The sequence below is a fragment of the Pseudoalteromonas sp. SaAl2 genome (genome assembly GCF_052947895.1).
Genome location: NZ_CM129605.1, coordinates 1,322,569 through 1,338,328, shown reverse-complemented (window position 1 = coordinate 1,338,328; position 15,760 = coordinate 1,322,569). Strand labels below are relative to the sequence as shown.

Here is a 15,760-nt window from a genome sequence, read left to right as displayed (position 1 = left end):
ACCTTCCCAATGACACCCTTATAAAGCGATGTTTTATGCCTGCTCATTGACATGCAAGCAAGCTGCGGCACCAATAAGCGGAATATTATCCTGAGTAACCAAGGTTACCGGTATTTGGCCAACATACTGAGACATAATCCCTTTAGCCGTAAAACGCTCTACAAAACGACTCGCTAATAAACGAGCTTGCATGCGAGGTAAAATACCGCCCCCAATAAATACACCACCTAACGCACCAAAAGTAAGTGCCAAATCCCCTGCTACACTACCAATCCAATCACAAAATTGATTCAGTGTGGCATCGCACACACTACATTCTCCGCTATTTGCTAGTTCACTGATTTGTGCCGCTGTTAAGTTTTTTGCTTCAACACCCTTAACGGCTGCCATAGCTTGATACAAGTGGCTAATACCTGGGCCTGAAAATACTGTTTCTACTGACACATGGGCTAACTGTTTGCGTAATTCATTAATCAGCTGAGAGTCGAGTTCATTAACTGCGGCAAGGCTAATATGACCTGCTTCACAGCTGAGAACGGCACTGCCTTGACTGCTTCTAACTAAGCTTGCCGCGCCAAAACCGGTACCAGGCCCCATAACGGCTATAGTTGCATCGGTATCAGCTTGCCCGGCTTTAACGGTAATATTCTGTTTTAAATCCAAGTAGGGTGCGGCATAAGCAAATGCTGCAAAGTCATTAATAACTTCAAGTTGTGCAAAATTAAATTCGGCCTTAACTTGATCAACACTAAAATGCCAGCCTAAATTTGTCAGGTGTACTTGCCCTGCTTTTATAGGTCCTGCAACAGCAAGGCATGCGCGTGTCGGTTTAATATGGCTTACTTGCGATAAATAATGCGCAAGTGCGGCCTCTAAAGAAGCAAAGTCGGCGCTTGGAAATGTGATATTATGCTCAATTACAAATTGGTTCAGCTCAGGTTTGAACGCAGTAATCAAAGCAAAGCGAGCATTAGTACCGCCAATATCGGCGACTAAAATGGGGGCGAATTCTGTATTTAGGTTGCAACTGTTCATGTTTTCTCTTTTGTCTAAGCGGTTTATTAAATAGCTATAACCAAGCTTATTATTATAGTTTCAACGGCTTTGCCATCGCTATGAGATAAACTTTGAGCTATCACCTCAAAGTAGCTATCCTAGTAAAAAATGCTGCCCATAAATGGGCAGCTAATACGTTTTGACAACAAAATGATAAAACACCGACATTATGACACCGGTGTCAGGTTGGGATCAATATAAATATTCAAATCCTGATAAATTGCTTGAAAAAATTAACAAATAAACGAAAATGGTTCGAAGTGTTAGCAGTTTGCTTACGTCGTCTCTTATTAGGTTGTGTATATGAAAGGTAAAGCTACATCATTTGATATTGCCCACTACGCAGGGGTTTCACAATCTACTGTATCGCGTGCATTACGTAATAGCCCATTAGTGAATGAAGAAACGCGTAAACGCGTTTTTGACGTAGCCAAACAGCTTAATTACAAAGTAGATAAAAATGCCAGTAATTTGCGTACACAACAAAGCAGTACACTTGCTTTATTGCTGTTTGAAGACCCGACTGCTGATGATTCGCAAATAAACCCATTCTTTCTCGCAATGCTTGGCAGTATCACCCGCGCGTGTGCTAGCGAAGGTTATGATTTACTGGTTTCATTTCAATCCACCAGCGCAGATTGGCAAGCCGATTACGAAGATAGCCATCGCGCTGATGGCATCATATTATTAGGTTATGGTGATTATGTAGATTACCAAGCAAAATTCAGAAGCCTAATAGAGCAAAATACAAAGTTTGTTTGCTGGGGAGCCAGTGTTGATAATCGCCCAGACTTAACGGTTAGCTGTGATAATTACGGAGGCGGAAGACTTGCGGCTGAGCATCTGTTAAAAAGCAATCGCAAAGATTGCGCATTTATTGGTGATGCATCAGAACACAGTCCTGAATTTTTTGCCCGCTATCAAGGTTTCAAAGACGAGTTTAACCGCAACGGTGTAAGCTTAAGCGAACGTAAGATGGCCAATGCTATTTCTACTGAAGAGTCTGGCTACCACGCTACACGTTCGTTAATTGCTAATAATATCGCATTCAACTCTTTGTTTGCAGCCAGTGATTTAATTGCGATAGGTGCGATTAGAGCACTAAAAGAAGCCGGTATAAAAGTCCCCAAGGATGTGCATGTAGTTGGGTTTGATAACATTGCAGTAGCCAGTTTTACAAACCCCCCACTTACTACGGTACAGCAAGACACAACCCTTGCTGGTCAAATGCTGGTAAATAATTTACTTAAGCTAATACGCGGTGATGAAGTTGAAAACACTTTACTACCACCACGATTGATCATTCGCGGTTCAAGTATTTAATCATCTGGTGTAATTATCTCTACTAAGGTATTAAATTTGCTTTGTAATGCCACCGTATTTACGTTTTTTTCAAGTTGAATATTGTACGATGCCTGTGGTGTTAACCATGAAAGCTGCGTAGATGCGTTACCGGCTTTATCTTGCAATACATAAAGTACAGCAGGACTACCTTTAACTCGGTAATTTATCGCATCAGCGTCCATTACCGACCCTGAGTTTTCATCAAATGCTTGCACTTCAATTACCACAACTTCATAGTCGGGGTGGGTAACTATGTATGTGAGGTGATCCCACCCTTTGCCTGCTATAAAATTCCCCCCCAAGTTTTTACTTTTCACTGTAAACTCTTTGTCTATTACAGATTCCAGATTATCTATATCAGCAGCAAACTTATTGACTAAATGGCTTTGATCATAATCTGATTGCTCAGCCAATAGTAAGGGTTTTAATTTTTTTGAAAAAGTTTCGGTGTACTGCGTAAAACCTTCTATCCAAGTAGTTAAATCAATAACCTTGTCAGGCTCTACTAAAGCAAATCCATTAACTTGAGTTTGTTTTGCCAATTCCACATAGTTAGAACCGGGAAAAATATCAGGGACTCTTTCTGGCTGCTTTGAAAAAGAAAACACCTGTGGTCCTTGCACGTGTTTGTTTTCCTCTAGAAATGGATTTGAACTAAAATCCACCTCTGCGCTAAATGCATTAATTGATAGCAAAGATATTAACGTTAAACCTGTCATTAAAAAATTGGGGGTTTCCATATCACTTTTCACCGTATAAATAACACACCCTAAAGTACCTTTATTGATACAGCAAAGCCAGATAAATAGTACAGATTTTTTAATGCTTTAAGCTAGAATATGAATTAAATCACGCTAAAAACACATTCAAAGCATCTCTCACTCGATTATTTTACAAATCATAAAAATTTACTATATGATGGAATCAAATAAAACATTAACCAATTTAGGGAGTTAGTTTTAGTATTTAAGCTCTCGAATACTAAAATGTTAAATACTATGGCTTTTAAATCAAAAAATACAGTATCGACTCTACCGACTACGAGATTGGCCAAGATAACGTAAGTAAATGGGGAATGGATATACATAACACCGTATTTACAACATCCGTTGGTTTATCTTTACTTTTTATCATTACTTTATTGCTGTTAGAGCCAAGCGCTGCGAAAGCCGCTATTGATTCTATCAAAAGTTCAGTGCTATCAAACTTTGATTACTTGTTTATTTGGGGAGCCAATATTTTATTGCTCTTCGCTGTTGCTATCGCTTTTTCACCATTAGGAAAAATTCGTTTAGGGGGTGATAAAGCTAAAACTGATTTTTTCAACCGTATCGTGGATCTCAATGTTATTTGCTGCAGGCATGGGCATAGGTTTGATTTTCTGGGGGGTTGCCGAGCCTACCGCATTTTATACTAATTGGTTTGGAACACCGTTAAATGCAGAAGCGTTCACTGAACAAGACCGAGAGTTGGCGCTTGGTGCAACTGTATTTCACTGGGGCTTACACGCTTGAGCAATTTATGGCGTGGTAGCGCTTTGTTTAGCTTATTTTGCTTATAATAAAGGCCTGCCGCTTTCTATGCGCTCAGTGTTTTATCCTATTTTAGGTGAACATGTTTGGGGCAAACTCGGTGATGTAATTGATGTACTCACTGTATTAGTGACACTATTTGGCCTCTCAACCTCCCTTGGCCTTGGTGGTTCACAAGCCGCTAGTGGCATTAGTCATGTATTTGGCTTTACGAATAGTCTCTTCTTACAGCTGGGTATTATCGTGTTAATAATGGGCTTAGCTATCATTTCTGTGATCCGAGGACTCGACGGCGGTGTAAAATTACTCAGCAACATCAATATGGTTATCGCAATTGCATTTCTAGTTTTGATCACCATTTTGAATTTCACCACCGTACTTGACTCTGTTATAACGGCTATGGTTTCCTATGTAAAAAACATTATCCCCTTGAGCCTTGTCAGTGGACGAGAAGACACGACCTGGTTGCACGGCTGGACAGTTTTCTACTGGGCATGGTGGGTAGCCTATGCACCCTTTTTTTGGTATGTTTGTAGCACGTATCTCTAAGGGCCATACTGTTAGAGAGTTTTTATTCTGCGTATTGATAATTCCAACATTAGTGACATCGGCTTGGATGTCAGTATTTGGTGGCGTAGCGATTAAGCAAATCATTGATAAGGTTGGTCAACTTGGTCTTGATCAAGGTATTACTGATGTATCTTTAAGCTTATTTTATATGCTCGACGCTTACCCTATCGGCGACATACTTTCTATCGTTGCTATTGTGCTCATAATTGTATTCTTTGTAACAACCTTAGACTCTGGTTCTATTGTCATCGATAGTATGACCGCAGGTGGTAAGTTAGAAGTACCCATTAAGCAAAAAGTTGTTTGGGCTGTTATTTCGGGTGCGATAGCAATGGTGATGTTATGGGTTGGCGGTACTGAATCAGTACAAGCATTGCAATCAATAACTATTATTGCCGCACTGCCTTTTACTATTATTTTGGTACTCGGTTGTTTTAGTTTATTAAAGGGCATGTTAACGGAAGTTAGTAAGGTCAAACATTATTAACTGATTAAGCCATAATTGGTAGCGTTCACCAATTATGGCTATTTTATGGCTATTTAGCACTTAACCTTGCCCAACTTTGATAACTCCCTATCGCATACCTATACTTAAACAAATCGTAGAACTTATCAGCCAAAAGGTCATACTATTTGTGGAAACACAGAAATAAACATAGTTCATTTATTTTCCATATAAGTAAGTTGAATGAGACTTTACCAACTATTCAGCATTGATAAAGCACAACTATATTATTATTTTCAACTGGTTAATTAGGATTAGCTTGCTATGAATTAACTAATACATAATACTTAACCTATTAATACAGTTAAACACAGAGCAACCTCAAATGCTGCATTTACCTACAGTAATAGGCATCTCATTACTTTTAAATATTTTAATAAGTTGTTTCTTTTTATCTGTTTATTTTTATAAGAAGCAACGCTGCTATTTATATTTTTCACTTGCTTGCGGCACCTTCGCTGTTGCAGAAGTGCTAGCCTGCCTGCGATTAGTTATCGAGCAGCCTTTTATAACGCATTACCTAGCTGATTTATTTATAATTGCTAGTCCCCTTTTAGCAATTATTGGTTTGCAAAAAGTGTCACATAATGCAAAACCAGCCCTGCCATATTTTATTGTATTAGCTACAAGTGCTCTGGTGCTACTGCCTTTATACGATCTTAGTAGCGGACAGCTATTAACAACTATCATCATCGCCTCTCTATTTTTATATGCCGCAACTATCGTTTATAAAACAAGCACCAATGCCCACTTACAACAGAAGATTCTACTTGCTTGCTTTACTATTCACGGTCTAATTATGTTTACTCAAGCCGCGCTTCTAGCAGCACCACTAATAAGTATCACTGTTTATGATTTTACCCAGCCGTTACAAGTCATCCTAATTAATCACTTAATACTGGCAACCGCTACTGCTGTCGTCATGCCATTTGTGCTATTTGCAGATTTAGAAGCTAAATTACAACGTTTAGTTAATCGCGATTCACTCACCAATTTGCTAAACCGCAGGGGCTTCTTTATCAACGGTGATAAAATAAGCAAAGAATTAAAATCCCATAAACACGCACTATCAGTTGTAATGATAGACATAGATCACTTTAAAAAAGTGAATGATCAATATGGTCACAGTACCGGTGATATGGCAATAAAGTGGATTGCTCAGCATATTTTAAACCAACTTAATGACAATGATATCGCTGCACGCATCGGTGGTGAAGAGTTTGCTATTTTGTTACCTGAGCAAACCCTCAATCAAGCAAAACGCACTACACAAAATATTTGTTTAGCCATAAGAGAAAACACCTTAAAATATAAAGGCAATACACTTAACCTTTCAGTTAGTGCCGGAGTAAGTTGTTGTGACACCCACTCATGCTCAATTAAGCGCCTATTAGAGTTTGCAGATAAACGTTTGTACATTGCGAAATCTCAAGGGCGTGACCAAGTCGTAAGCACTGACCAAAATCAATTCCTACCAAATGAAAATATAGCAGCACAAATAAGATGACTTTGCGAGTTTCAAATCATTTCACATCACTGTTTTTCATATAATAATTAATTAAAGAAAAATATTGTCATTTATTGAATACTGCCAACCCGCTTATTTTGCATAGCTTTTTTTATATTGTTAATTATTAAATACATTTTATTAATCACAACAGTTGACGATACGGGGAAAATCCACTAGCCTTTCTGGAAGCGCTTCCAACAAATAGATCTACAACCTTATGGAAGCGCTTCCACACACAGTAATATCGCTTAATTTTATTTTGCGGTTAATAATAATGATAAAAGTACGAGGGAAACCTAATGTCGAATCATATTTTGAAGAGAACAAAGTTGGCTACTAGCCTATCTTTAGTTTTAAGTGCATCAACTGCATTGCCGATCTTAGCCGCTGAAGTTGAGCCACTAGATGACGTAGAAGTCATTCAAGTAACGGGGTTTAAAGGAAGTATTAAAGAGTCAACACAACTCAAGCGTTATTCATCGGGTGTGGTTGATGCTATTTCTTCTGAGGACATTGGTAAGTTCCCTGATACTAATTTAGCCGAATCACTGCAACGCATTACTGGTGTTTCAATAGACCGTAGTAACGGTGAAGGCTCCAAAGTAACTGTGCGTGGTTTTGGCCCAGATTATAATATGGTGACCTTGAATGGCCGTACAATGCCTGCAGCTTCTTTACCAGCCGGCGGTGGTACACCAAATTCACGTGCATATGACTTTGCTAACCTTGCATCTGAAAGTGTTAAATCTGTTGAAGTTTATAAAACAGGTAAAGCACAAATTGCGTCTGGCGGTATTGGCGCCACTATCAATATAAACACCGCCCGCCCGCTTGATAACCCAGGCCTTGTTGCCAATATTGGTGTAAAAGCCCAACATGATACTACAAACCGCGTAGGTGATGATATCACCCCTGAAATCTCAGGTATTTTTAGCTGGACGGATGAAGATGCTCAATTTGGCGCATCCCTTACCGCCAGTATGCAACAACGTGATAGCTCAGGCACCGGCGCATTTGTCAACGAATGGCGTACCACTGAGTATGACGGCACTATCCCTCAAGCTGCCGATGACATAATTGTAGAAAACGCACCTGCCATGGGCCAGTACTACTCTATGCCATCCGATTTACGCTACACAATTGCCGATCGCGAACGTACCCGTACGAATGCACAGCTAACATTACAATATAGCCCGATTGACTCATTTACAGCCACCCTTGATTACACCTACTCGCAACAAGAGTTGTTTGAAGCCCGCGCTGAGCAATCAATTTGGATGGATAATTATAAAACTCATTTGATTTTTGATGACAATGACGTAAAAACACCGATTTATTACCGCGAAGAACGCCGTGACTTGTCAACCCGTGACCTAGGTTTAGCACTACAAGAACAAAACCAAGTAAACGAAAATAATTCGATCGGTTTAAACATTGAATATTTTTTTAATGATCAACTGAGCTTTATGTTTGATGTCCATAGCTCAAAAGCCACCAGCAAGCCTGATGCCGAATACGGAAGCTGGGTAAATGCAGGGCTAGGAGCCAATGTAGTCGCTGCTCAAGAAGTTGATTTTAGCCGTGATTTACCATCAATGGTCATTGACTTTGATGATTGTAGCCGCACCAATTTAAACTGCACAAATACTCTGGAACAATCTGATGTAGGAACCTCTATTTTAGATTCAAACTTTGCTAGCCAAGAGTCTACAGTTGATGAATTTCGTCTACACGGTAGCTATGAAATGGATAACGGCAGTATCGATTTCGGTGTAGAAGCTCGCTCAATGGAGAGCCACTCACTGCAATCACTTACTCGTAATACCATGGGTAACTGGGGCATTGAAAACCCAGGTGAACTACCTGAAGGCTATTTAGACCCAACCAATTTCCTAGCTGAGTTTGATGACTACAATACCGATGGCTCATTTAATCAAGGCTTTACTGGTAGTGCATCTGAAGTCGGTTATTGGGCGGCTGAACAATACGGTTTTAATTTTGCAGCCGATGGCGCGTTTGCAACCAATCGCACCATAGAAGAAGACATTAAAGCCGCGTTTGTACAATATAACTACACCAATGAAATTGGCGATATGCCATTTAATTTAGTTATTGGTGCACGCTATGAGACAACCGATATAACCTCAACAGCGAACATAGATTTACCCGATGCCGTAGCATGGGAAGGTAATAATGACTTTAATGTACGCTACGGAACAAACAAAGAAGATTACTCATTAAGCTCAAGCTATAACCACTTTTTACCCAGCTTAGACTTTGATATCAATGTACTTGATGATGTAACATTACGTGCATCTTATAGCACCACAATCGCCCGCCCTACCTATGATAATTTAAGTTCAGCGGCTACCGTTGGCGTACCTACCGGACCCACAATTATTCCAGGAACCACCAATGCTCCTGCATCAACAGGTAACCCAGGGCTTGTACCACTTGAATCGGATAACTTTGATGTTTCAGCTGAATGGTATTTTACTGATGTTAGTTATGTCTCGTTAGGTTACTTTAACAAAAAAGTAGATAACTTTATTGGTCTAACACCAATGACACAAAACTACTATGGTCTTCGCGATGTATCGGCAGGGCCTCGTGCCGAAGCAGCTAGAGCTGAACTAGAATCACAAGGTTTAGCGTTAACAGATTCGAATTTATTCCAAATGGTCGCTGCGATGGAAAATGGCGTTGCTTTCGACTCGATGAGCTACGAAGAATTTGAAGCCGCTTATGATGTATTGCCAAACAGTGACGACCCACTGATGGACTTTACTGCGCAAGTACCCACAAATAATAAAGACGCCAAAATTGATGGATATGAATTTGCTGTTCAACACTTCTTTGGTGATACTGGCTTTGGTTTACAAGCAAACTACACTATCGTAAACGGTGATATCGACTTTGACGTTGCCGCCGATCCGACCACCACTCAATTTGCATTAGTAGGTTTAAGTGATACAGCTAACTTTATCGCCATGTATGAAAATGATAAGTTTCAAGCGCGTATTGCCTATAACTGGCGTGATAAATTCTTAAACAGTGCTGCAAGATACGTTAATGAGCCAAGTTTTACTGAAGCGTATTATCAAATTGATTTTAATGTGGCCTATAATTACAGTGAACAGATGTCGTTCTTTATTGAAGGTATTAATATAACTGAGCAAAATATGCGTCAACATGGCCGCTATGAAGCTCAATTATGGAACCTTGAACAAAACGGCGCGCGCTATAATATCGGTATGCGCTACAACTTTTAATTAATAGTGATAAACGCTATATATTAATAAAGCATTATTAAGCCGCTACTGTGTTAGCGGCTTTTTACATTTAAGAATAAAAGCGCTCAATCTATGAATAAAACAATACAACATATTGTGGTGTTAGGCGGCGGCTCAGCAGGCTGGCTAAGTGCAGGGCTACTTGCCGCTGAGCACCCAGATAAAAAAATCACATTAATTGAATCAGCTAACATTGCTATTTCAGGTGTTGGTGAAGGTACTTGGCCATCTATGCGCAATACCTTAAAGCGGATTGGCGTTAAAGAAGTCGACTTTTTACGTCACTGTGATGCATCATTTAAGCAAGGCTCTAAATTTATTAACTGGCGTAATTTAACAGCGGGTGAAAACTACTACCACCCCTTTATGACGCCCTCAGGCTATTTAGAAACTGACTTACACGCCTATTGGCAGCAACATGCTGCAAGCCAAAAGTATGCTGATGCTGTTAATATGCAAAGCTTTGTTTGCCAAGCCGCTTTAGCCCCTAAACAGCTCAATACCCCAGAGTACGCAGCAGTAACTAACTACGGCTACCACCTAGATGCAGGAAAGTTTGCCACATTTCTAAACCAGCATTGTGTCAGTAACCTTGGTGTTGAGCATATTATTGATGATGTAACTTCTGTGCACAATGACCTTGATGGCTATATTGAATACTTACAAACATCTCATCATGGCAACCTATGTGCTGACTTATTTATTGATTGCTCAGGGAGTCATGCTCGTTTGATTAGCGAGCACTACAACACACCACTGATTACTCAAGATCATATATTATTTAATAACCGTGCTATTGCAGCGCATCTTCCTTATACAGAGCAACAACAAGATATCGCTTCAGCGACCTTATCAACAGCGCAGCAATTTGGTTGGATATGGGATATAGGCTTACCCAGTCGCCGTGGCATTGGCTATACCTATAGCAGCCAGTATTGTGATGAACAAACCGCAATCGACACTTTAAAGCAGTATGCAACGCAATCAATAGGTCATGACGCAGCAGCTCAATTGCAAACCCGCACTTTGCACTTTACCCCAGGCTATCGAGCACAGTTTTGGGTTAAAAACTGCCTTGCGATTGGTATGTCACAAGGGTTTATTGAACCCCTTGAAGCATCGGCACTTGCTATGGTGGAGCTGTCACTGAACATGTTAAGTGAACAAATGCCACAGAGCCGCGAACATATGGCATTATTAGCAACACGCTTTAATAACCGCTTTAACTATCGATGGCAGCGTGTAATCGACTTTTTAAAATTACACTATGTATTAAGCGAACGAAATGACAGCCCATACTGGCAAGATATTAAAGCACCTCGCAGTACACCTGCGCGTTTAAAAGAGCTGCTGAATTTGTGGCAATATCAAGCACCAAGTCGGTTTGATTTAATTGAAAACGAGGAAGTTTTTCCTTCTGCCAGTTACCAATACGTGCTTTATGGTATGGGGTTTCAAACACAAACAGCTAACAGCAACAACGCATTTAACAATCCTGCAGTTGGGCAGTATTTTTATCAGCACAACCGTGAAAAAATCGCTAAATATTTGCATGGCTTGCCCTCAAACCGCGCTCTATTAAATCAATTATTAAGTAACAAGGCTGACACATGACACACAATAAACAAATAAAAAATGTGGTGATCGCAGGCGGCGGAACCGCCGGTTGGATGGCAGGCGCAGCATTGTGCAAACTATTGGGTAAAAATATTACAGTAACACTCATTGAATCAGATGAGATTGCCACTGTGGGTGTTGGCGAAGCCACAATACCACCTATACGCACATTTCATAAGTTATTAGGGATCAATGAGCAGACCTTCATGAAAGCCACCCAAGCGAGTTTTAAACTGGGGATCAGTTTTGAAAACTGGGGCCAAAAAGAAACCGATTATATCCACTCATTTGGTATGACAGGTAAAGAATGTTGGGCCGGTGAATTCCATCATTTTTGGCTCCATAGTTTATCACTTGGCTTAGAATCTGAGTTTGGCCAATACTGCTATGAACTCCAAGCGGCTAAACAAGGTAAATTTGCCTTTAACCCGCAAAACCCAATTAATTATGCCTTTCACATGGATGCCAGCCGCTATGCATTATTTTTTGCGTGAATTCTCTGAAAATTTAGGTGTAAAGCGCCTAGAAGGTAAAATAACTCAGGTTAATAAATCTGCCGATACAGGTTATATAAACAGTTTAACCCTTGAGGATGGCAGCACTGTTGCTGGAGATTTCTTTATTGATTGTACCGGCTTTAGAGGGCTACTGATCGAGCAAGCGCTACATACAGGTTACGAAGACTGGTCTCATTTATTACCTTGTGACAGTGCAATTGCCGTGCAAACCAAAGCCATCAGTGACAATATCCCCCTTACACTCGGGCTATTGCCCATGATGCAGGTTGGCAATGGCAAATCCCTTTACAACACCGTGTAGGCAATGGTCTAGTGTATTGCAGCCGCTATCTCGCCGATGCTGATGCCAAACAATTATTGCTTAATAATATCCAAGGTGAAACCTTAACTGAGCCCAAGGTTATAAAATTCAAAACTGGCCGTCGACGTAAAGGTTGGAATAAAAACTGCCTCGCGCTTGGTTTGGCGAGTGGTTTTGTTGAACCTCTTGAATCCACCAGTATTCATTTAATTATGTCTGGCATAATTCGCTTTATGCGGTTATTTCCATTTAATGGCATTACAGAGCAAGCCATAAATGAATACAACAAGCAACTTAAAAGTGAGATCGAAAATATTCGCGATTTCATCGTGCTGCACTATAAAGTCACTGATCGAACTGATAGTGATTTTTGGCAACACTGCCAGAGTATGGAAGTGCCAGACACTCTTGCCCATAAAATTAGCTTATTTAAACAAACTGGTCGGGTATTTTTAGATGATGGTGATATTTTCAGAGTCGATTCGTGGGTGCAAGTGATGTTGGGACAAGGGATAATGCCAAAGCAGCACCATTTGATTGCAAGTTTAATGAGTGACGATGAATTAACCCGTTTTTTAAATAGCATTAAACAACAAATTAACCAACGAGTATCACAACTTCCCTCACACCAAGCCTTTTTACAACAATATTGCCCTGCTGAATAACCGCTAAAAAAAGCCCTTTAATTGCTTAAAGGGCTTTGGACAACACAACAAAATATCAACCAACTAACGTATTAACTGAGTTGGTATACTTAGTATTTAATTCCCTGGGCAGGTCATCATGGCATCTGCAGCGCTGTGGGGCACATAATTAACATTCGCGATGGAAATAGCCGCATCAGCGTCTGTTTGTAAAGAGAAAGGGCTCGTTACTCTGGCAAAATCAAGCCCTTTTTCGGCAAAACAATTTAGGTCAATAGTGAGAGTTTGCCAGCTGTTTGGCTCTGCGCTTTGCAGTAGATCACTAATATCAACACGCGCGCCGCAGCCATGCTCACAAGTCATGGCAATATAAAACGCAGAACTTGGTAACTGGCTGATTTTATATTCAAAACTTAGCGCTGAGTTGGCCTCAATATAAGCGACCTTATCTTCTGTAAAATTACTGTTGATTTCAGCTGTCGCTAAACCTGAACCTGTAAATACAAATGACATCGCATCTTCTTGAATATCTTTATCTTCTGTTCGATATTCAACACCAGCAAACTTCACACTATTACTTGTCACTTGCTGTTGTTGGTCAGCTGATTTTATAAATAATCGCCATGGATTAATCAATGCACCATTAAAAATGGCTAGCGGTGCTAAATTATCAATACTCACACCTGAGTCTTCATTTAAGTCATCAGCCAGCGTATTGTCATCACCATAACTTAAACCAAAGCCATACGGCAGTAATGGTGAATAGTCATCATCGCCTCTATTTACTGTCGTTTGCAGCGGTGTATTTGGCCATGAAAACGATAACTTACCTTTAAAATCATGCTGTATACCACCATCAGCGTCTGTAAGCAGCACATCAGCAATACCTTCCCCTTGCGTACCAGGCAGCCAAGCAGCAACAAAGGCATCTGATGCATTTAATTCAGCATTAACCCACATTGGGCGGCCAGATATAAATACTGACACAACAGGGATACCTTGTGATTTAAGTTGTTTTAATAACGCCAGTGACTTTTTATTATTGCGTTCAAACTCAAGGTTGTCTCTATCGCCATGCCCTTCTGCATAAGGCTCTTCGCCAAAGACAACAATTGCCACGTCTGGTTTTTTATCGTATTCACCAACCGCGCTGAGTGTTGCCGTACCACCAGCAGCGGTTATTTGCGCTTCTAAGCCAGCGTAAATTGATGTCGCACCGGGAAAATCCGCATTTTCATTATTAGTACCTTGCCACGTAATACTCCAACCACCTGACTGTTTACCAATGTTGTCTGCGCCATCACCCGCCACTAAAACATGTGAATTGGCAGAAAGCGGTAAAATATTGTTTTTATTTTTCAGTAATACCAATGATTCTCGTACTGCTTGGCGAGCAATATCACGGTGCGCTTGCGCACCAATCAACTGCGTTTTACCCGAAAATTGACGTTTCGCGGGACTTGGTTTTTCAAATAAACCCGCTCTGAGTTTCACTCTTAAAATACGAGAAACAGCATCATCAATACGACTCATGGCTATCTCACCCGATTTAACCTGTGCGATTGTATTTTCGTACAAAGGTTTCCAAGCATCTGTTGGCACCATAAAGATATCAAGCCCAGCATTCACCGCTTGCGGGCAGCTTTCATTGCTACAGCCTGCCACTTGTCCATGACCGTTCCAGTCACCTACAACAAAGCCATCAAAGCCCATTTTTGTTTTCAGTACATCCGTGAGTAGATATTTATTACCGTGATTTTTCTTGCCGTGCCAACTATTAAACGATGCCATCACCGATTGACTACCGGCACTCAAACCACCCACATAGCCTTGCGCATGGATATCAAATAACACCTTTTCAGAGTCAATATTATTACCCTGATCATCGCCAGCCACAGTGCCGCCATCACCTAAAAAGTGTTTTACTGTACTCACAACGCGACTATCACTTAAAAAGTCGCCATCAGCGTGGCCTTGTAAACCATTTACAATAGCCGCAGCATACTCACGAACAATTTCAGGATCTTCAGAGTACCCTTCATAGGTGCGGCCCCACCTGTCATCACGCACCACGGCTACGGTTGGAGCAAACACCCAATCAATGCCTGTTACCATCACTTCAATAGCGGTTGCTGCGGCAATTTTTTCAATTAACTCAGGATTATTTGCAGCGCCTAACCCTATATTATGAGGAAACAACGTGGCACCAATAACATTATTATGCCCGTGTACGGCATCAGTGCCCCACATCGTTGGGATCGCGCTGTCATCTAACGAATCATCCACCGATGCTTGATACATTGCCTCAGCAAGGGCTATCCAATCTTGTGGCGTTGCGTGTTTATTCGCATTAGGAAACGATCCCCCGCCATTTAAATATGAACCAAAGCCATATTTACGCATATCTTCCACGCTAATATCACGAATTTCTGGTTGAATCATTTGTGCTACTTTTTGTTCAAGTGTCATCGATTCAAGGTAATGTTTGATTTTCGCTTCAAGTTTAGGGTCTTGCTTGACTGAATACTCAAGCTTGGGCCAAATATCTAGGTTATTCGTGGGCGCTTCAACCTGCTGTGAAGATTGAGTCGTCTTGGTTTGTTTTTCAATATCATCTTTTGCGCAGCCAGTAAGAATCGCCAAGCTTGTTAATAAGCTAAGCGCAGGCAACTTAGTTGTGTGTAAGTGTTTTATCATTTTTGTCTCTACCCTATGTCACTTGTTGTTTATAAAACGCGGGCTGACCCATTTATTCACCTCAGTGTGGTTTTACTCTTAGCATTTCAACAAGTATTTATTGTTATCTAAATTTAACTATTGACCTGCCAAGAAATAGTCACTAACCTGAATATGGAAGCGCTTCCCTAAAT

7 protein-coding genes and 2 pseudogenes are annotated in these 15,760 nt (G+C 40.6%); 6 read left to right on the top strand and 3 right to left on the bottom strand.

Annotated elements, in window-relative coordinates:
* Positions 1–33 precede the first annotated feature (33 nt).
* Entirely contained in the window at positions 34–1,035 is a 1,002-nt protein-coding gene (gene glk, locus ACU8V8_RS06615) for a glucokinase (RefSeq protein ID WP_446889213.1), read from the bottom strand.
* A 324-nt stretch (positions 1,036–1,359) separates the two neighbouring features.
* Between glk and ACU8V8_RS06610 the strand changes: the two genes are divergently transcribed.
* Complete coding sequence (locus tag ACU8V8_RS06610; RefSeq protein WP_446889212.1) at positions 1,360–2,379, top strand: LacI family DNA-binding transcriptional regulator; 1,020 nt, start codon at positions 1,360–1,362, stop codon at positions 2,377–2,379.
* Here the strand turns inward: ACU8V8_RS06610 and ACU8V8_RS06605 are convergent.
* Entirely contained in the window at positions 2,376–3,140 is a 765-nt protein-coding gene (locus tag ACU8V8_RS06605) for a hypothetical protein (protein WP_446889211.1), read from the bottom strand. The two genes, ACU8V8_RS06610 and ACU8V8_RS06605, sit on opposite strands and share 4 nt — an antisense overlap.
* Before the next feature lie 269 nt (positions 3,141–3,409).
* On the opposite strand from ACU8V8_RS06605, the pseudogene ACU8V8_RS06600 reads away from it, so the two are divergent.
* The 5 genes and pseudogenes from ACU8V8_RS06600 (at position 3,410) to ACU8V8_RS06580 (ending at position 12,911) form a co-directional block, all read left to right on the top strand.
* Positions 3,410–4,989: pseudogene (locus tag ACU8V8_RS06600) on the top strand (BCCT family transporter).
* Positions 4,990–5,332: 343 nt separating this feature from the next.
* Positions 5,333–6,514 (top strand): GGDEF domain-containing protein, encoded by a 1,182-nt coding sequence (locus ACU8V8_RS06595; protein ID WP_446889210.1) that lies wholly within the window; start codon positions 5,333–5,335, stop codon positions 6,512–6,514.
* 302 nt (positions 6,515–6,816) lie between these two features.
* Positions 6,817–9,789, top strand: a complete 2,973-nt coding sequence (locus tag ACU8V8_RS06590) for a TonB-dependent receptor (protein WP_446889209.1) — start codon at positions 6,817–6,819, stop codon at positions 9,787–9,789.
* Between the two features lie 93 nt (positions 9,790–9,882).
* Positions 9,883–11,424, top strand: a complete 1,542-nt coding sequence (locus ACU8V8_RS06585; RefSeq protein ID WP_446889208.1) for a tryptophan halogenase family protein — start codon at positions 9,883–9,885, stop codon at positions 11,422–11,424.
* Positions 11,421–12,911: pseudogene (locus ACU8V8_RS06580) on the top strand (tryptophan halogenase family protein). The gene ACU8V8_RS06585 and the pseudogene ACU8V8_RS06580 overlap by 4 nt, the downstream one beginning before the upstream one ends.
* Positions 12,912–13,007: 96 nt before the next feature.
* On the opposite strand, the gene ACU8V8_RS06575 reads toward ACU8V8_RS06580, so the two are convergent.
* Entirely contained in the window at positions 13,008–15,587 is a 2,580-nt protein-coding gene (locus tag ACU8V8_RS06575) for a glycoside hydrolase family 3 protein (protein ID WP_446889207.1), read from the bottom strand.
* Positions 15,588–15,760 lie beyond the last annotated feature (173 nt).

Excerpts from the sequence above, each read along its gene's own strand:
- ACU8V8_RS06595 (WP_446889210.1), top strand. The coding sequence starts at position 5,333 with ATGCTGCATTTACCTACAGTAATAGGCATCTCATTACTTTTAAATATT.
- ACU8V8_RS06605 (WP_446889211.1), bottom strand. The coding sequence starts at position 3,140 with ATGGAAACCCCCAATTTTTTAATGACAGGTTTAACGTTAATATCTTTG.
- ACU8V8_RS06585 (WP_446889208.1), top strand. The coding sequence starts at position 9,883 with ATGAATAAAACAATACAACATATTGTGGTGTTAGGCGGCGGCTCAGCA.
- ACU8V8_RS06590 (WP_446889209.1), top strand. The coding sequence starts at position 6,817 with ATGTCGAATCATATTTTGAAGAGAACAAAGTTGGCTACTAGCCTATCT.
- glk (WP_446889213.1), bottom strand. The coding sequence starts at position 1,035 with ATGAACAGTTGCAACCTAAATACAGAATTCGCCCCCATTTTAGTCGCC.
- ACU8V8_RS06610 (WP_446889212.1), top strand. The coding sequence starts at position 1,360 with ATGAAAGGTAAAGCTACATCATTTGATATTGCCCACTACGCAGGGGTT.
- ACU8V8_RS06575 (WP_446889207.1), bottom strand. The coding sequence starts at position 15,587 with ATGATAAAACACTTACACACAACTAAGTTGCCTGCGCTTAGCTTATTA.